Genomic DNA, 16,344 nt, shown 5'->3' on the forward strand with positions numbered 1-16,344 from the left:
TAGCTGAACATGTTCGAAAAAATCCTGATCGCCAATCGGGGCGAAATCGCCCTGCGCATTCAGCGCGCCTGCCGCGAGCTGGGCATCAAGACCGTGGTCGTCCACTCCGAGGCCGACCGCGAAGCCAAGTACGTGCGCCTTGCCGATGAATCCGTGTGCATCGGGCCCGCGCCGTCGCGTGAAAGCTACCTGAACATGCCGGCCATCATCTCGGCCGCCGAAGTCACGGATTCCGAGGCAATCCACCCGGGTTACGGGTTCTTGTCCGAAAATGCCGACTTCGCTGATCGCGTCGAGAAGAGCGGCTTCGTGTTCATCGGCCCGCGTCCGGACACGATCCGCCTGATGGGCGACAAGGTCAGCGCCAAGCGCGCCATGATCGAAGCCGGCGTGCCGGTGGTGCCGGGTTCGGAAGGCGCGTTGCCCGAAGATCCGCAGGAAATCCTGCGCACTGCGCGCGAAGTCGGCTATCCGGTCATCATCAAGGCAGCAGGCGGCGGCGGTGGCCGCGGCATGCGCGTGGTGTACACCGAGGCCGCGCTGCTCAACGCCGTCACGATGACGCGTTCCGAGGCAGGCGCCGCGTTCAACAACCCGGAAGTCTATATGGAGAAGTTCCTCGAGAACCCGCGCCATATCGAAATCCAGGTGCTGGCCGATGGCGGCCGCAATGCGGTCTGGCTGGGCGAGCGCGACTGCTCCATGCAGCGCCGCCACCAGAAAGTGATCGAAGAAGCGCCGGCGCCCGGCATTGCCCGCCGCCTGATCGAGCGCATTGGCGATCGCTGTGCCGACGCCTGCCGCAAGATGGGCTATCGCGGCGCGGGCACGTTCGAATTCCTGTATGAAAACGGCGAGTTCTATTTCATTGAAATGAACACCCGCATCCAGGTGGAACACCCGGTCACCGAACTGATCACGGGCATCGACCTGGTGCAGCAGCAGATCCTGATCGCCGCCGGCGAAAAGTTCGCGCTGCGCCAGCGCGACATCGCGTTCAAGGGCCATGCGATCGAATGCCGCATCAACGCGGAAGATCCGTTCCGTTTCGTGCCCAGCCCCGGCCGCATCACGAACTGGCACACGCCGGGCGGTCCTGGCGTTCGCATCGATTCGCACGCGTTCAACGGCTACTTCGTGCCGCCGAACTACGATTCGATGATTGCCAAGGTCATTACTTACGGCGACACGCGTGACCAGGCGCTGGCCCGCATGCGCATCGCGCTGTCGGAAATGGTGGTGGAAGGCATTTCCACCAACATCCCGCTGCATCGCGAAATGCTGCAGGACGCCCGCTTCATTGAAGGCGGCACCAGCATCCATTATCTGGAACACAAGTTGGCGCAGCGTCCCTGACCGACTTTGGGGCCTCACGGCCCCTTTTGCGTTTTGCCTTGTAGATGTTTTAAGGTTGATCGGGCCGCGGCGCATGCCGCGGCCCGTTGACCAGATGGAAGAGAAATAATCATGCGTGAACTCGTGCTCCATTGCTCGGAGGCGCAGGCCGAAGCGTTGTCGGATGCGTTGCTCGAAGCCGGCGTGCTGTCGGTCTCCGTCGAAGACGCCGACTTCGGCACCGACGTCGAGCGTCCCCTGTTCGGCGAGCCCGGCACCGAGCCCGACGTCCAGGCCTGGGACCGCAACCGCGTCGTCGCCTTGCTGCCGGACGGAGCCGATCCCGCGCAGATCATGGAAGAAGCCGCGCAATCCGGAGAGCTCGAAGCGTCAGTCTTTGACGGCTGGAGCCTGCGCGACGTGCCGGACGCCGACTGGGTGCGCCTGACGCAATCGCAGTTCGGCCCGATCCACATTGCCGAGCGGCTCTGGATCGTCCCCAGCTGGCATCGCGACAATCCCGACGTGCCGGGCATGGACGCCGCGGCCGCGCCGGACCAGGACGGCGCCATCCATATCGAACTGGACCCGGGTCTGGCCTTTGGCACCGGCAGCCATCCGACCACGCACCTGTGCCTGGCCTGGCTGGAAGCCGAACTGCCTGCCGGCGCGACCGTGCTGGACTATGGCTGCGGATCGGGCATTCTGGCCATCGCCGCGCGCAAGCTGGGCGCTGGCCCCACGCAGGCGGTCGACATCGACGCGCAGGCGGTGCAAAGCACGGTCTTCAACGCCGAGGTCAACAAGGTCGAACTGCAGGCCATGCTGCCCGATGCGCTGGCCGACGGAACGTTCGAAGTGGTTGTCGCCAACATCCTGTCCAATCCGTTGAAGGTGCTGGCGCCCATGTTGGCCGGCCGCGTCGCCGCGGGCGGCCATCTGGTGCTGTCGGGCGTGCTCGAACGTCAGGCCGAGGAAGTCGCCGCCGCTTACGCGCCGTGGCTTGCCATGTCGGTCTGGCGCGCGCGCGACGGCTGGGTGTGCCTGCACGGCCGCAAGCCTTAAGCTGCGGCAGCAGGAGCACGCCTCATGGCTCTGACCACCCGCTGCCCGCAGTGCGGCACGTCTTTCAAGGTGGTGCCCGACCAGCTTCGGGTCCGCAATGGGTTGGTGCGTTGCGGCGCCTGCTCCACCGTGTTCGACGGCCGTGCGTGTCTGGTGTCCGCGCCGGGCGCGCCTGTTGTAGCGACAGCGCCGGCCAGTGCGCCGCTGCCGTCTTCCGCCGCGGCCGTCGCCGCGCCGGTGCTGGCCGCGCCCGAGCCGCACCCACCCGCCGCCCCGATTCCTGAACCCGCCTACGCGCCGCCCGCCATCCCTGCGCGAGCGCCAGCAGTCGCGCCGCCCAAGCCGCCCGCGCCGGCCGCGCCGCCCCAGCCCCAAGAACCACGTATCGTCCTGCCTTGGGAAGACGAACCCGAGGCGCCGCCCGCGCCCATGGTCCGGTCCGCGCCCACGATGCCGTCCGCGCCGGCGGTGCCGCCCGCCGTGCTGCGTGGCCGTGATGACATTCGCAAGCGCACCGAGCCGCAAGCCGCCGCCGACGACGACATCGAAGACGACGATTACGCCGACGAGGACGGTGAGCCGTTCCTGCGCGCGCCCGAGCCACCTCGCGCTGCGCCCGCGCACCCGCTTCCGGCGTATCGCCAGGAACCCATCGTTGCCCGCCGATCGGACGAGCCGACGCTGGATTGGCGCGCCGGCCGCGCGTCAACCGGCGAGCGCAACAACCTGTACAACGATCCGCGCGAAGGTCTGCGCGACGACTCGCACGACGACCCGCACGACGACCGGCACGACGACACTTACGACGACGCGTACGACGACGTGCGGGACCTCGAGCGCGACGACGAATACGATCAAGACGACGACCGGGATGCCGGCGCGCACGAGCCGGTACTGGGCGACACCCGCACGCGTTACTCCAGCGCCACGGACGTGGGCCGGGCGCCGCCCGAATTCCTGGACCAGGACCGCATCGAGCGCAGCGGCCTGGTGCGCAAGCTGTGGGGCTACGCCTGCCTCGTGGGCCTGATCGCACTGGCGCTGCAACTGCTGTACGCGTATCGCACCGACATCGCCAACTCCGTGCCGGCGCTGCGCCCGGTCCTGGAAGCCGTCTGCAAGCCGCTGGACTGCACCGTTGGCTACGCGCGCCGGCGCGATCTCATCAGCATTTCCTCGTCGTCGCTGCAGCCGCCAACGGGCGCCGCCGCCATCGACGATGGCCGTACCCGCCTGGTGCTGACCGTGATGCTGCACAACCGCTACGACAAGCCGCAGTATTGGCCGGCGCTGGTGCTGGAACTGAACGATCTCTCGGACACGGTGGTCGTGCGCAAGGTGCTGATGCCCGAAGACTACCTCACGCCGCAGCAGCTGGCCGGCCCGTTCGGCCCGCAAGGCGCCCTGAAGATTTCCGTCCCCATTGAAGTGACCGGCGTTCAGGTCAATGGCTACCAACTCGACAAGTTTTTTCCGTAAAGGATGACAAGCATGGCAACCCCTGTTCTGGTCTGCGGTTCGATGGCGTTCGACACCATCGCGGTGTTCGAAGGACGCTTCAAGGAACACATTCTTGCCGACCGCATTCAGTCGCTGAGCGTGTCGTTCCTGGTGCCCAGCATGCGCAAGGAGTTCGGCGGCTGCTCGGGCAACATCGCCTACAACATGAACCTGCTGGGCGGCAAACCCGTGCCGGTCGCCACCGTTGGCGAAGACGCCGGCGAGTACATGCAGCGCCTGTCGGACCTGGGCGTCGACGTCAGCCGCGTCAAGGTCATCCCCGACACCTTCACCGCGCAGTGCTTCATCACGACCGACCTGGACGACAACCAGATCACCGCGTTCCACCCGGGCGCCATGTCCTTTGCCGCGCAGAACGACCTGAGCGATGCCGACGCCGCCTGGGCCATCGTCGCGCCGGATGCGAAGGAAGGCATGTTTGCCCATGCCGAGCGCCTGAACAAGCGCGGCATCCCCTTCATTTTCGACCTGGGCCAGGCCATGCCGCTCTTTGACGGCGCGGACCTGGAGCGCATGCTCAAGCTGACCCAGGCGCTCACGGTCAACGACTATGAGGCCGGCGTGGTCGAGCAGCGCACCGGCCGCAGCGTCGCGGACATCGCCCGTTCCCTGCAGGCCGTCGTCGTGACGCGCGGCGCCGAAGGCGCCACCCTGCACACCGAAGGCAAGACCATCCAGATCGAACCGGTGCGCGCGTCGCAGGTGGTCGATCCCACGGGCTGCGGCGACGCACAGCGCGGCGGCCTGCTGTATGGCCTGACCAGCGGCTGGAACTGGGAAGACAGTTGCCGTCTGGGCAACGTGATGGGCGCCATCAAGATCGCCTCGCGCGGCCCGCAAAACCACGCGCCTACGCGCGGCGAGATCGACGCCGTGCTGCACGCCACGTACGGCATCCATCTGCCCGCCTGACCGTAAAAGGACTCCCGGGAACCGGCGCACGCAGCACGAGTCGAAGGCCAATCCATGCGCAATGGCAACGGGCTGTAGCCCGTTGTTTCCCGGCCCGTTTTGCAGCTTCTGGCGGAGGGTTTCAGTCTGTTGCTGGCGCACTTGCCGGGCGTTGCGCTCGGAGTATCATCAGTTACCGTCGGCCGTGCCCGAATGAGGAGTCCAAATGAATCATATAAAGTCTATTTCCCTGGTGACGCCGCGCACTGGCCGCTGGTTGGCTGTCGCGGCCGTGGTGACGTCGATGGCCGTGCTTGGCGGTTGCGCCAATCGCAGCGCCTCCAGCGGTGTCTATAGCTACGATCAAGCGCAGCGCGAACAGATCGTCCGCACCGGTACGGTCACTGGCGTGCGTCCGATCGTCATTCAGAACGACAAGTCCAGCGGCGTCGGCATGGTGGCCGGCGGCGCGCTGGGCGGTGTGGCCGGTAACGCAATCGGTGGCGGCACGGGCCGCACGATCGCCACGGTGGGCGGCGTCATCCTCGGCGCCCTGGCCGGCAACGCCGTTGAAAACCGCGCGCAGACGAACTCCGGCCTGGAGATCACGGTGCGCCTGGACAACGGCGAAACGCGTGTCGTCGCCCAGGAAGCCGACGTGCCCGTCAGCGTGGGCCAGCGTGTCCAGGTGATCAGCGGCGCCGGTCCGACCCGCGTCACGCCGATGTAATCCGCGCCGACCGTTTGGAAAGCTCGCTGTACGAAAAAGCCCGCGCAAGCGGGCTTTTTTTCATGGTGGCGGCGGCCGCCTTGAATCAGGGTCAAATGCCGCAGGAGGCCGACACGTCAAAATATGTCGCTCGCTCACAACGCGACCCCCCGGATTTACCCGCGAACGTTACCTTTCCCAGCCTTTTCTCGCCATTTCCACCATAAGTTTCATGGCGATTCGACGGCCGAAGTGCAATGATTGCGACGGCGCGGCAGTCCGGATTTAATGTAACCACGTGCATCCGGCGACCGTTCTGGCTGGCTGGAATTTTTCAGTTTGGTTTCAGCTGTTTTCTGTATCCTCAGCGCCTGAAATCCCGGGGCGGGGGATGGTTTGCCGAACAGGCAACGTTACGCTGCAAGATCTATGCACACCGAGCAAGAACTCCACACCAAGATCGGCGAGATCGTCGAGTCGATCGTCATGAAGAAAGTCACCCCCGATACGCAACTGATTGCCACTGGCCTGGTCGATTCGCTCGCCGCCGTGGACATCACGCTCGCGGTCGAGTCCGAGTACGGCTGCAGCATTCCGGCTCCCGAAATCGCAGAGCACCTTCAGTCGGTCCGCGTGCTTGCCGGCTATGTCGCTGCCCATACTTCGTAATACCCGGTTCCTGTCGCACGTCGCGGCGGCAGCGACGGCGGTGGCGTTGGCGGTAGGCACGTATTGCGGCGCGGATGACCTGCTCAGCCGCGTCGTCAACCCGGCGTCCTCGCCCTCGGCGCTGGCGGCCAACAAGAGCAATTACCTGCCCAACCTGGGCCCCGACTGGGGCACCCAGCACGTCAACCTGAATCGTCTGGGCAATGCCCTGAGCGACGGCACGCTGGTGGTGCTGGGATCCTCGGAGCTCTCCAGCCACGACCTGCGTTTCGTCCCCTACCGCTTTTTCCCGGAAGAGCTGAAGGTGCCGACGCTCGCTTACGGCCATGCGATGTTCCAGTCGTATGGCATCGTCAGCGTGCTGGAATCGGTGTCCGATTCGCTTACGCCCAACACGCGGCTGGTCATCATGCTGTCGCCGGCGTGGTTCGCCTCCGGCGGCCAATTGCCGCGCAGCGCATTTGCCGAGCACGTCACCGGCCCGGTCTGGGACCGTCTGTGGGACCAGCCCAGCACCCGCGAGCAGATGCAGAACTGGATCAGCGACAACGCGAACTGGGGCCTGCTGTGGCTCATCGCCAACGGCCAGGTCTCCGAGCTGAAGGACAAGCTGGCGTTGTGGTGGCAAGCCCGCAAGGAACCGGCGCCCGACAAGCCGCGCAGCAAGTTGTCGGTGCCCGCGCACCGGTACGTGTCGTGGCCGATGTCCGCCCGCCTGAATGCCGGGCAGTGGTCCCGGATCACGCACGAAGCGCGCGAAGTCGAACACACCCTGGGCGGCAACAATCCCTACGATGTGCGCGACGACTACTACCAGCAATATCTGGCGCCGCTGTACTCGCCGGCGCGCAACGAGTTCGCGGATGTCGATCCGATCACGCGCACCGAGCTGGGCGACCTGTCGCGTGTGATGGCCTTGCTGCAAAAGCGCAAGGTCAAGGCGTACTTCGTCATCCAGCCGTTCAACCCCAAGCTCATCCTGGACGTCGAACGGTTCGACCCCGTGGTGGCCGCCATCACCGGCATGTGCACCCGCTATCAGATGGGGTGCCTGGATCTCTACAGCATTCCCTTCGAGCCGGGGATGCTGCGCGACGACATGCACCTGGCCGAACTCGGCTGGGCCATGGCCGATCAAGGCATTGCGGAGTATTTTTCCCGATGAAATTCTTTCGTAAAGACGAAGCCCGCAATGCGGGTGCGCCCTGGGCGCGCCGCTTCTTCTGGCATCTGTGCCTGTACGTGGGCGTGATCCTCGTGTTCGTGCTGCAGGCGCAGCCCACGACGGGTAGCGGCGGACCGATCAAGGTCGAATTCCAATACCAGCAGTTCTAAGCGCACCATGGAACTCTTTGCTAGCTTGAGCTTCTTTGGCGGCGCGCTGTTTGGCGGCCTTGGCCTCGTCGCATACCGCTCGTCCGGCATGCCGCTGCGCATCGGGTACCGCCACATCATCGGCGTCATCTGCCTGGGCGTCTGGATGGCGGTGTTCTGGGCGCGGCCCTATCAACCTATTGCGCTTTTGGCCATTTCCGGCGGCGCGCTGTGGGCAATGCGCCGCAACTACATCCCCACCTGGCTCGCCGTCATCATCACGATGACGCCGTTGCTGCTGGTCAAGACCGGGGTCTCGCACCTGGGCGCGATGCTCGGGCTGTCCTTTGCCACGTTCCGCGCCATCGACGTGCTGCTGTTCGCGCCGCGCAACGAACGCGTCTCGCCGCTCGACTATTTCATCTACCTGTTCTTCCCGCTGACGCTGCTGGCGGGGCCCATGTACCGCTGGCGCGCCTTCCAGGCCGATCTGAAGCGCGGCTACGAAGGGGTCAACCTGAACACGTGGCTGATCGGGCTGGAACTCATCATGGTGGGCGTCATTCAGAAATTCGGCCTGGCCGAGCTGATCTGGCGCTACGGACTGGCCACGCTCGACGCGCACGATTATTCGTTCACGGGCGTGGCGCTCAATGCCTCGCTCTACAGCGCATACCTGTTCTTCGACTTTGCCGGCTATTCGACGATGGCGATCGGAATCGGGATGCTGTTCGGCTTCACGCTGCCGATCAACTTCCGCAATCCGCTGGCCACGCTCAACCCGCAGGATTTCTGGCGCCGCTGGCACATCAGCCTGTCCGAATGGCTGCGCGATGTCGTGTTCATGCCGATCTACAAGGCGCTTAGCAAGACCACCTTCTTTGGCCGTCACCGCCTGGCGGCGCAGAACATCGGCATTTTCGCGACCCTGCTGGCGATGGGCGTGTGGAACGGACTGTCGCTGCATTACATCGTCAGCGGCCTGATGTTCGGCCTGTATTCGGTGGGGCACAACCTGCTGATCAACGCGGCGCGCACCCGGCCCGCATTGCAGGCTGCGCTGGCCAAGCCCGTCATGCGCTTTCTGGGGCGCGTCCTCACCCTGATTCTGGCCGCGCTGGCACTGTATGTGTTCAGCGGCCGCAGCCCTATCTGACGCCGGGAGTCACGGCATGCGTTTCGATCTGAAGTCCTTCCAGTTCGCCGACGAAGGGCGCGCGCCCGACGCGCTGGCGGTTGCCGCCGCCGACCGCAGCCTGACGTGGGCCCAGTTGCGCACCGAGGCGCACGCCTGGGCCGACGCCGCGCGCAAGCATGGCGTGGCGCCCGATGTGCCGGTGGCGATCTACGGCCACAAGGAAGCCGCCTTTTTCGTCGCCATGGTTGGCGCGCTGCTCATCGGCGCGCCGTTCGTGCCGGTGGACACCATCTATCCGCCTGAGCGCCTGCGCCGCATCGTGGAGATCGTGCAAGCGGCCGCCGTGTTCGACGCCGCGGCCGGCAGCTTCACGGCGGGCGAGGGCGCCATGCTGGAAGAACGCGGCCTGGCCTACGTGATGTTCACCTCGGGCAGCACGGGCGACCCCAAGGGCGTGCAGATCGGCCGCGAAAGCGTCGGCCTGCTTGGCGACTGGATGCTCGGCAGCTTTGGCCTGGGCGAGGCGCCCGTGTTCATGAACCAGGCGCCCTTCAGTTTCGACCTGTCGATGTACGAGGTCTTTGCCACCCTGGCGTCGGGCGGAAGCTGCGTGCTCAACGCGCGCGACCAGATTGCCGCGCCCGGTCCGTGGATGGCCCGGCTGGCCGCCCACGGCATCACGGTGTGGGTGTCCACGCCGTCGTTCGCGCATCAGCAGCTGGCCAACCGAGACTTCTCTCCGGCGACGCTGCCCACGCTGCGCACGTTCCTATTCTGCGGCGAGCCCCTGCCGGCGGCGCTGGCGAAAAAGCTGCGCCAGCGCTTTCCGGATGCGTCCATCCTGAACACCTACGGTCCGACCGAAGCCACGGTGGCCACCACCTGGATCGAAGTCACCGACGCCGTGCTGGCGGCGCATGACCCGCTGCCGGTCGGCCACGCCAAACCGGACAGCGTGCTGCTGGTGGACGAGGGCGAGATCTGCATCGTGGGCGACCACGTGATGCGCGGCTACCTTAACCGCGCCGACCTGAACGCGGCCAAGCTCTACACCTACGACGACGGCCGCCGCGCGTTCCGCACCGGCGACCTGGGGCTGATGGAAGAGGGCGGGCTGCTGTTCTGCCGCGGCCGCATGGACGACCAGATCAAGCTCAACGGCTACCGCATCGAGCTGGCGGAAATCGACGAAGCCCTGCATGGGCTACCGGGCGTGGAGGCCAGCGCTTGCGCCGTGCTGCGCCGTCCCGATGGCACGGCGGTGCGGCTGATTGGTTTCGTGACGGGCTCGGAAGCAGCGGGCGAGCAAGCTGCGCTGCTGGCGCCGCAGGCCCTGTCCGGCTGGAAGGAGCGGCTGGCCGAGCGCCTGCCGCCCTACATGGTGCCGTCCGAACTGGTCGCGTGTCCGGCGCTGCCCATGTCGAACAACCACAAGATCGACCGCAAGAAGCTGATCGAGATCTACAGCGCGATTCCCGTGTAGGCGATCACACGCCCATCATGCCGTAGCTCAGGCGAGCCAGGACCATCAGCAGGATCTGGGCCGCGATCAAGAGGATCAGCGGCGAGAAGTCGATCGAGGTGCGCGGCAGGATGCGGCGGATGGGATCGAGCAACGGCGCAGTCAGTGATTGCAGCAGCGGCATCATCGGCGCCATCGGGTTGACCCACGACAGCACGGCCTGGATCAGCGTCAGCCAGACCACCAGGTTCAGCGCCCACTTTGCCGTCATGATGAGGGCCGAGCCCATCGCGGCGGGCAGCAGCGCGGCGGGGATCAGCGCGCCGATGGCCACCAGCCACAACAGGACCAGATAGACCAGCGCCGACAACCACGCGCACACCAGGCTGGTCCAATCGATCTTGTTGCCTGCGGGAATGATCTTGCGCAGCGGCAGCACCAGCCAGTTGGTGGCTCCGTAGATCGCGCGCGCCAACGGGTTGAAGGGGTGCAGTCGTATCGCGTGCATCCAGGCGCGGGCAATCAGCGCCGCGCCAAACAGCGTGAACACGATTTCGAGAAGGAAGCGGAAGATTTCACCGAGCATGGACGCGATCACCCCAAAAAAGAGGAATCAATTGTCGCACGGCCAGACGTAAAAATTGCGTACGGTCCTAGTGCATCGGGCCCGGTGCAGGGGTCAGCCATTTGGATGGCATGACGCGCAGACATTAAAAAAGCCGCCCGGTGCAAACCAGGCGGCTCTGATGAAGCTAACGCTTCGGCGCGTCCGGATTAAGGACGGCCACCCGTCGGGAAGGGCCACGACGCGGCGGGGTTCAGCGCGGTCTTCGCGCCCGGGGCAGCTGCCGTGGTGGGCGGCGTGGCGGGCTTCTTCGGAGCGGCTTTCTTCGCAGCGGGCTTCTTCGCGGCGGCAGGCTTCTTGGCGGCAACAGCCGGCTTGGAAGCGGGAGCCTTCTTGGCGGCGGGCGCCTTCTTGGCAGCCGGAGCCTTCTTGGCTACGGCCTTCTTGGCAACAGCCTTTTTGGCGGCCGGGGCCTTCTTGGCGGCAGCCTTCTTGGCAACAGCCTTCTTGGCGGCGGGCGCCTTCTTGGCTACGGCCTTCTTGGCGACTGCCTTCTTGGCAACAGCCTTCTTGGCAACGGCCTTCTTCGCAACGGCCTTCTTGGCTACGGCTTTCTTGGCTACGGCTTTCTTGGCGACGGCCTTCTTGGCAACGGCCTTCTTGGCGACAGCCTTCTTGGCGGCCGGAGCCTTCTTCGCGACGGCCTTCTTGGCTACGGCCTTCTTGGCAACCGCTTTCTTGGCGGCGGGAGCCTTCTTGGCGGCAACCTTCTTCACGGCCGGCTTCTTGGCGGCTGCGACTTTCTTCACTGCAACTTTCTTGACGGCAGCTTTCTTGGCCGGAGCGGCCTTCTTTGCTGCTGCCTTCTTGGCGGCGGGTTTTTTCACCGCTGCTTTCTTGACGGCTTTCTTGGCTGTTGCCATGGTCATGCTCCTTAGGTTCAGGGGTCCCAGAACTTAAACCCGTGCCCCGACCCGCCAATCGGCGGACCGTGCCCGGGCTATTCATCGGCGCATGCCGCTGTTCTGTGCGAGCAACAGCTACTACGGTTTGCGCTAATGAATTCGGCACAGCCATTTGATATGGCCCCCGCCCCTTTGGCGCGAGCCATTTCAAATGGCGCCGGCAGGCGGCCTGTTCACAGGCCGCCGACCGCTTGTTCTACGTGTTCGAAGACACCCTGACCAAGGAGCTTGCCATCAAGCCTGTCGCGAACGCGACGCCCATCGGAAAGAGAAGGGCGTGCCCGCGCCGGGCTCGATGGCGTACTGCGTTACTCCCAGCTCAGCGTGCCACCGGTTTGGTATTCGATCACGCGAGTTTCAAAAAAGTTGCGTTCCTTCTTAAGGTCGATCATTTCCGCCATCCACGGGAAGGGGTTTTCTTCCTGAGGGTACAGAGGTTCGATACCGATCTGCTGGCAACGACGGTTGGCGATGAAGCGCAGGTAGGATTTGAACATGGGTGCGTTCAAGCCCAACACGCCGCGCGGCATCGTGTCTTCGGCGTAAGCGTATTCGAGTTCGACCGCTTTGCGGAAGAGTTCTCGAATTTCTTCACGGAATTCCGGCGTCCAGAGATGCGGATTTTCCAGTTTGACGGTGTTGATCAGATCGATGCCGAAGTTGCAGTGCATGGATTCATCGCGAAGGATGTACATGTACTGCTCGGCAGCGCCGGTCATCTTGTTCTGGCGGCCAAGCGCCAGGATCTGCGTGAAGCCAACGTAGAAGAACAGGCCTTCCATGAGGCAAGCGAAGACGATCAGGGACTTGAGCAGCGTCTGGTCGGCTTCGGGCGTGCCCGTCTTGAAGTTGGGATCAGCGATCGCGTCGATGAACGGGATCAGGAACTCGTCTTTTGCCCGGATGGACGGCACTTCGTTGTAAGCGTTGAAGATCTCGGCTTCGTCCAGGTCCAGGCTTTCGACGATGTATTGATAGGCGTGCGTGTGAATGGCTTCCTCGAATGCCTGGCGCAGCAGGAACTGGCGGCATTCGGGGGCCGTGATGTGGCGGTAGGTGCCCAGCACGATATTGTTGGCGGCCAGCGAATCGGCGGTCACGAAGAAGCCGAGGTTGCGCTTGACGATGCGGCGCTCGTCCTCGGTGAGCCCGTTCGGGTTCTTCCAGAGGGCGATGTCGCGCGACATGTTGATCTCTTGCGGCATCCAATGGTTGGCGCAAGTGGCCAGGTACTTTTCCCACGCCCACTTGTACTTGAAAGGCACAAGCTGGTTGACGTCGGTCTGGCCGTTGATGATGCGCTTGTCGGCAACCTTGACGCGCTGCGAGGTTGCCGCGCCGCTGGCTGCCAAGCCGGCTGCGTGCTGAGGCGCGGCCGGCGTGGGCATGGCGGTGTCGCCGAACACACCCGTCGCCGCCCGGACTTCCGGGGCAGCCTGACCGCCCGCCGCGGGCGCGGCAGGTTGTGCAGGTTGCGTGGCGGTGGTGTCGTCGTCCCAATTAATCATGATTCATTCTCCGGAGGCGGTTATTGGCAGGCTTCGCACTCTTCGAAGCCGGGGTCGCCCGGCCGCATGGTGCAAACCGCCCCGAGAACTTCGGGTTCCGGCAAAACAGGTGCTGCGGCAACGGCGTTGGCGGTGGACGGATTGCCCGCGCTGACGGCGTTCAGTTCGCCGCCGCGTCCCGTGGACTTCTCGGCGCTGGTGGCGCCAAGGGTGCGCAGGTAGTACGTGGTCTTCAGGCCACGCGTCCATGCCAGCTTGTAGGTGTCGTCCAGTTTCTTGCCCGATGCGCCAGCCATGTAGATGTTCAACGACTGGGCTTGATCGATCCACTTCTGGCGGCGCGACGCGCATTCAACCAGCCAGCGCGGTTCGACTTCGAACGCGGTGGCGTAGAGTTCGCGGAGTTCGGAAGGTACGCGATCGATGCGGGACAGGCTGCCGTCGAAGTACTTGAGGTCGGCGACCATGACTTCGTCCCAGAGACCGAGTTTCTTCAGGTCACGCACGAGGTAATCGTTAACGACCGTGAACTCGCCGGAGAGATTCGATTTGACGTACAAGTTCTGGAAAGTGGGTTCGATGCACGCAGATACGCCAATGATATTGGAAATAGTGGCGGTTGGGGCGATTGCGATGCAATTGGAGTTGCGCATGCCGTGTTCTTTGATGCGCGTACGCAACGTATCCCAATCGAGCGTGCTCGAATCATCAACGTCAACGTGACCACCACGTTCTTCACGCAGCATCTTCAACGTGTCTTGCGGCAAGATGCCACGCGACCACAGCGAGCCTTCATACGATTGATAGCGGCCGCGTTCTTCGGCAAGCAGGCTCGACGCGTAGTAGGCGTGATAGCACACCGCTTCCATCGAACGATCCGCGAATTCAACAGCGGCTTGCGATGCGTACGGCACGCGCATCATCTGCAGGCAATCCTGGAAGCCCATGATGCCCATGCCCACCGGACGATGGCGCGCGTTGGAATTGCGGGCCTTGTCGACGGCGTAGTAGTTGATGTCGATCACGTTGTCGAGCATGCGCATGGCGATGCTCACCGTGCGCTTGATCTTGTCGTGGTCCAGTTCGAAACCGCCGCCGGCAGCCGGCTTCATGTGTGCGACCAGGTTCACGGAACCCAGATTGCAAACTGCGATTTCGGATTCGTTGGTGTTCAGCGTGATCTCGGTGCACAGGTTCGAGCTGTGGACGACGCCCACGTGCTGCTGCGGCGAACGGATGTTGCACGGATCCTTGAACGTGATCCACGGGTGGCCGGTTTCGAACAGCATCGACAGCATCTTGCGCCACAGCGTCAGCGCCGGCATCTTCTTGAAGAGCTTCAGTTCGCCGCTGGCGACGCGCGCTTCGTAGCCCACGTAGGCTTCTTCGAACGCGCGGCCATACTTGTCGTGCAGGTCGGGGCAGTCGGACGGCGAGAACAGCGTCCATTCACCGCCTTCCATGACGCGCTTCATGAACAGGTCGGGAATCCAGTTCGCCGTGTTCATGTCGTGCGTGCGGCGGCGCTCGTCGCCGGTGTTCTTGCGCAGTTCCAGGAATTCTTCGATGTCCAGGTGCCACGTTTCGAGGTACGTGCAGACCGCACCCTTGCGCTTGCCGCCCTGGTTCACGGCGACGGCCGTGTCGTTCACAACCTTCAGGAACGGAACGACGCCCTGGCTTTCGCCGTTGGTGCCCTTGATGTGGCTGCGCAGCGCGCGGACCGGGGTCCAGTCGTTGCCCAGGCCGCCGGCGTACTTGGCCAGCAGCGCGTTTTCCTTGATGGCGTCGTAGATGCCTTCCAGGTCGTCCGAGACGGTGGTCAGGTAGCACGACGACAGCTGCGAGTGCAGCGTGCCCGAGTTGAACAGCGTGGGCGTGGAGCTCATGAAGTCGAACGAGGACAGGATCTCGTAGAACTCGATGGCGCGTGCTTCGCGATCGCTCTCGCGCAGCGCCAGGCCCATGGCCACGCGCATGAAGAAGACCTGCGGCAGTTCGATGCGGGTGCCGCGGATGTGCAGGAAGTAACGGTCGTACAGGGTCTGCAGGCCGAGGTAGCCGAATTGCAGATCGCGCTTGGCGTTCAGTGCCTTGCCCAGCTTGGTCAGGTCATAGCTGGCCAGTTCGGGCGACAGCAGGCCGCCTTCGATGCCGCGGGCGATGAACGTGGGGAAGTATTCGGCGTAGCGCGTGGCCATGCCGTCTTGCGAGACTTCCTCGCCCAGCACTTCCTTGCGGATCGTGTGCAGCAGCAGACGGGCGGTGACCTGGCTGTAGGCCGGATCCTTTTCGACCAGCGCGCGCGCGGAGAGGATGGCGGACTTGAACACTTCGTCGACGGGGATGCCGTCGTACAGGTTCTTGACCGTTTCCTTCAGGATGGCTTCGGCGTCGATGAACTCGGACAGGCCTTCGCCGGCGGCGACGATGGTGGCGCGCAGTTCGGCCACGTCCAGCGGGCGGCGCACGCCGGCGTCGGTGACGTTCAGCACATGTTCCTGCGGCGCGGCGTCAGCCTTCTGCTGGCCTTCGGCGGCAGCGGCGGCGGCGCGTTCCTGCGTGCGCTTTTCGCGGTACAGCACATAGGCGCGCGCGACGTCATGCTCGCCCGAGCGCATCAGCGCCAGTTCGACCTGGTCCTGGATGTCTTCAATATGGAAGGTGCCGCCGTTGGGGCGGTTGCGAACCAGGGCGTTGACGGCCTGGCCGGTCAGCGTTTCGACCAGTTCGCGCACACGCGCGGACGCGGCGCCTTGTCCGCCATTGACGGCCAGGAAGGCCTTGGTCATGGCGATGGCGATCTTGCTGGGCTCAAAGCCAACCACCGAGCCATTGCGGCGGATGATGTTGTAGCTGGCCCATTTGCCGCTGTTGGCGTCGGCGGGGGAATCGATTTGGGAGGGCGGCACGGCCGAAGGCCGGGTCACAGAGGCGATCGTAGTCTGCATGGAAGCTCCTGTGCGAAAAAGCGCGTAGATGAAGACATGACGACGTCATGTCTGGTCAAAATTGGATCTTGTAATGGGGGTCGCAACGTCCGGACAGGCTAGTCCGTAAGGCGTGGCCGGCGGGAATCAGCGCTTAGGCGACCACAAGATGTAGTGTAGCACCCCTCGTTGGCCACTAATTCTAGTGATCGAGGTTTACAGGGACAAGAAGAAGATAAGACGAATCCCACAAAAGATTGTAACCAAATGCA

The 16,344-nt window shown here is 64.2% G+C and carries 14 protein-coding genes; 10 read left to right on the plus strand and 4 right to left on the minus strand.

Going from position 1 to position 16,344, the window contains the following annotated elements; translation table 11 throughout:
* Positions 1 to 9: 9 nt before the first annotated feature.
* The 10 genes from accC to QEP15_RS02705 all read left to right on the plus strand — a co-directional run bounded on the left by accC (position 10) and on the right by QEP15_RS02705 (position 10,125).
* Positions 10 to 1,356: an acetyl-CoA carboxylase biotin carboxylase subunit gene (gene accC, locus QEP15_RS02660; RefSeq protein WP_217618991.1), complete on the plus strand. Its 1,347-nt coding sequence runs from the start codon at positions 10 to 12 to the stop codon at positions 1,354 to 1,356.
* Between the two features lie 111 nt (positions 1,357 to 1,467).
* Positions 1,468 to 2,400, plus strand: coding sequence for a 50S ribosomal protein L11 methyltransferase (gene prmA, locus QEP15_RS02665; protein WP_152383328.1), 933 nt, complete (start codon positions 1,468 to 1,470; stop codon positions 2,398 to 2,400).
* 24 nt (positions 2,401 to 2,424) lie between these two features.
* Complete coding sequence (locus QEP15_RS02670; RefSeq protein ID WP_175157404.1) at positions 2,425 to 3,879, plus strand: DUF3426 domain-containing protein; 1,455 nt, start codon at positions 2,425 to 2,427, stop codon at positions 3,877 to 3,879.
* 12 nt (positions 3,880 to 3,891) lie between these two features.
* Positions 3,892 to 4,833, plus strand: coding sequence for a carbohydrate kinase family protein (locus tag QEP15_RS02675; protein WP_152383330.1), 942 nt, complete (start codon positions 3,892 to 3,894; stop codon positions 4,831 to 4,833).
* A 205-nt stretch (positions 4,834 to 5,038) separates the two neighbouring features.
* Positions 5,039 to 5,542 carry an outer membrane lipoprotein gene (locus QEP15_RS02680; RefSeq protein ID WP_056327811.1) on the plus strand — a complete coding sequence of 168 codons (504 nt, stop codon included), beginning with the start codon at positions 5,039 to 5,041 and terminating at the stop codon, positions 5,540 to 5,542.
* A gap of 408 nt (positions 5,543 to 5,950) precedes the next feature.
* Complete coding sequence (locus QEP15_RS02685; protein ID WP_008159625.1) at positions 5,951 to 6,190, plus strand: acyl carrier protein; 240 nt, start codon at positions 5,951 to 5,953, stop codon at positions 6,188 to 6,190.
* The gene (locus QEP15_RS02690; RefSeq protein WP_056327812.1) at positions 6,168 to 7,355 is read left to right on the plus strand and encodes a D-alanyl-lipoteichoic acid biosynthesis protein DltD; all 1,188 of its coding nucleotides are present in this window, start codon (positions 6,168 to 6,170) and stop codon (positions 7,353 to 7,355) included. Before QEP15_RS02685 ends, QEP15_RS02690 begins: the two co-directional genes overlap by 23 nt.
* On the plus strand, positions 7,352 to 7,525 hold the full coding sequence (locus QEP15_RS02695) for a hypothetical protein (RefSeq protein ID WP_128829895.1): 174 nt from the start codon (positions 7,352 to 7,354) through the stop codon (positions 7,523 to 7,525). Before QEP15_RS02690 ends, QEP15_RS02695 begins: the two co-directional genes overlap by 4 nt.
* Before the next feature lie 7 nt (positions 7,526 to 7,532).
* Positions 7,533 to 8,660: an MBOAT family O-acyltransferase gene (locus QEP15_RS02700; RefSeq protein WP_280148405.1), complete on the plus strand. Its 1,128-nt coding sequence runs from the start codon at positions 7,533 to 7,535 to the stop codon at positions 8,658 to 8,660.
* A gap of 16 nt (positions 8,661 to 8,676) precedes the next feature.
* Positions 8,677 to 10,125, plus strand: coding sequence for a D-alanine--poly(phosphoribitol) ligase (locus QEP15_RS02705; protein WP_062841583.1), 1,449 nt, complete (start codon positions 8,677 to 8,679; stop codon positions 10,123 to 10,125).
* A gap of 4 nt (positions 10,126 to 10,129) precedes the next feature.
* On the opposite strand, the gene QEP15_RS02710 is transcribed toward QEP15_RS02705, so the two are convergent.
* From QEP15_RS02710 to QEP15_RS02725, 4 genes are all read right to left on the minus strand, one after another.
* Positions 10,130 to 10,690, minus strand: coding sequence for a YggT family protein (locus QEP15_RS02710; RefSeq protein WP_056327927.1), 561 nt, complete (start codon positions 10,688 to 10,690; stop codon positions 10,130 to 10,132).
* A gap of 188 nt (positions 10,691 to 10,878) precedes the next feature.
* Positions 10,879 to 11,592 (minus strand): histone H1-like DNA-binding protein, encoded by a 714-nt coding sequence (locus tag QEP15_RS02715; RefSeq protein ID WP_063951937.1) that lies wholly within the window; start codon positions 11,590 to 11,592, stop codon positions 10,879 to 10,881.
* A gap of 350 nt (positions 11,593 to 11,942) precedes the next feature.
* Positions 11,943 to 13,142 (minus strand): ribonucleotide-diphosphate reductase subunit beta, encoded by a 1,200-nt coding sequence (locus tag QEP15_RS02720; RefSeq protein WP_056327816.1) that lies wholly within the window; start codon positions 13,140 to 13,142, stop codon positions 11,943 to 11,945.
* 20 nt (positions 13,143 to 13,162) lie between these two features.
* Positions 13,163 to 16,093: a ribonucleoside-diphosphate reductase subunit alpha gene (locus QEP15_RS02725; protein WP_152383333.1), complete on the minus strand. Its 2,931-nt coding sequence runs from the start codon at positions 16,091 to 16,093 to the stop codon at positions 13,163 to 13,165.
* Positions 16,094 to 16,344: the final 251 nt, after the last annotated feature.

Source organism: Achromobacter mucicolens (genome assembly GCF_029866465.1).
GTDB lineage: Bacteria > Pseudomonadota > Gammaproteobacteria > Burkholderiales > Burkholderiaceae_B > Achromobacter > Achromobacter mucicolens.

What these genes read in the sequence shown, in the direction of transcription:
- QEP15_RS02690 (WP_056327812.1), top strand. Translation starts at nt 6,168, where the DNA reads ATGTCGCTGCCCATACTTCGTAATACCCGGTTCCTGTCGCACGTCGCG.
- QEP15_RS02685 (WP_008159625.1), top strand. Translation starts at nt 5,951, where the DNA reads ATGCACACCGAGCAAGAACTCCACACCAAGATCGGCGAGATCGTCGAG.
- QEP15_RS02670 (WP_175157404.1), top strand. Translation starts at nt 2,425, where the DNA reads ATGGCTCTGACCACCCGCTGCCCGCAGTGCGGCACGTCTTTCAAGGTG.
- QEP15_RS02700 (WP_280148405.1), top strand. Translation starts at nt 7,533, where the DNA reads ATGGAACTCTTTGCTAGCTTGAGCTTCTTTGGCGGCGCGCTGTTTGGC.
- prmA (WP_152383328.1), top strand. Translation starts at nt 1,468, where the DNA reads ATGCGTGAACTCGTGCTCCATTGCTCGGAGGCGCAGGCCGAAGCGTTG.
- accC (WP_217618991.1), top strand. Translation starts at nt 10, where the DNA reads ATGTTCGAAAAAATCCTGATCGCCAATCGGGGCGAAATCGCCCTGCGC.
- QEP15_RS02680 (WP_056327811.1), top strand. Translation starts at nt 5,039, where the DNA reads ATGAATCATATAAAGTCTATTTCCCTGGTGACGCCGCGCACTGGCCGC.
- QEP15_RS02720 (WP_056327816.1), bottom strand. Translation starts at nt 13,142, where the DNA reads ATGATTAATTGGGACGACGACACCACCGCCACGCAACCTGCACAACCT.
- QEP15_RS02710 (WP_056327927.1), bottom strand. Translation starts at nt 10,690, where the DNA reads ATGCTCGGTGAAATCTTCCGCTTCCTTCTCGAAATCGTGTTCACGCTG.
- QEP15_RS02715 (WP_063951937.1), bottom strand. Translation starts at nt 11,592, where the DNA reads ATGGCAACAGCCAAGAAAGCCGTCAAGAAAGCAGCGGTGAAAAAACCC.
- QEP15_RS02695 (WP_128829895.1), top strand. Translation starts at nt 7,352, where the DNA reads ATGAAATTCTTTCGTAAAGACGAAGCCCGCAATGCGGGTGCGCCCTGG.
- QEP15_RS02675 (WP_152383330.1), top strand. Translation starts at nt 3,892, where the DNA reads ATGGCAACCCCTGTTCTGGTCTGCGGTTCGATGGCGTTCGACACCATC.
- QEP15_RS02725 (WP_152383333.1), bottom strand. Translation starts at nt 16,093, where the DNA reads ATGCAGACTACGATCGCCTCTGTGACCCGGCCTTCGGCCGTGCCGCCC.
- QEP15_RS02705 (WP_062841583.1), top strand. Translation starts at nt 8,677, where the DNA reads ATGCGTTTCGATCTGAAGTCCTTCCAGTTCGCCGACGAAGGGCGCGCG.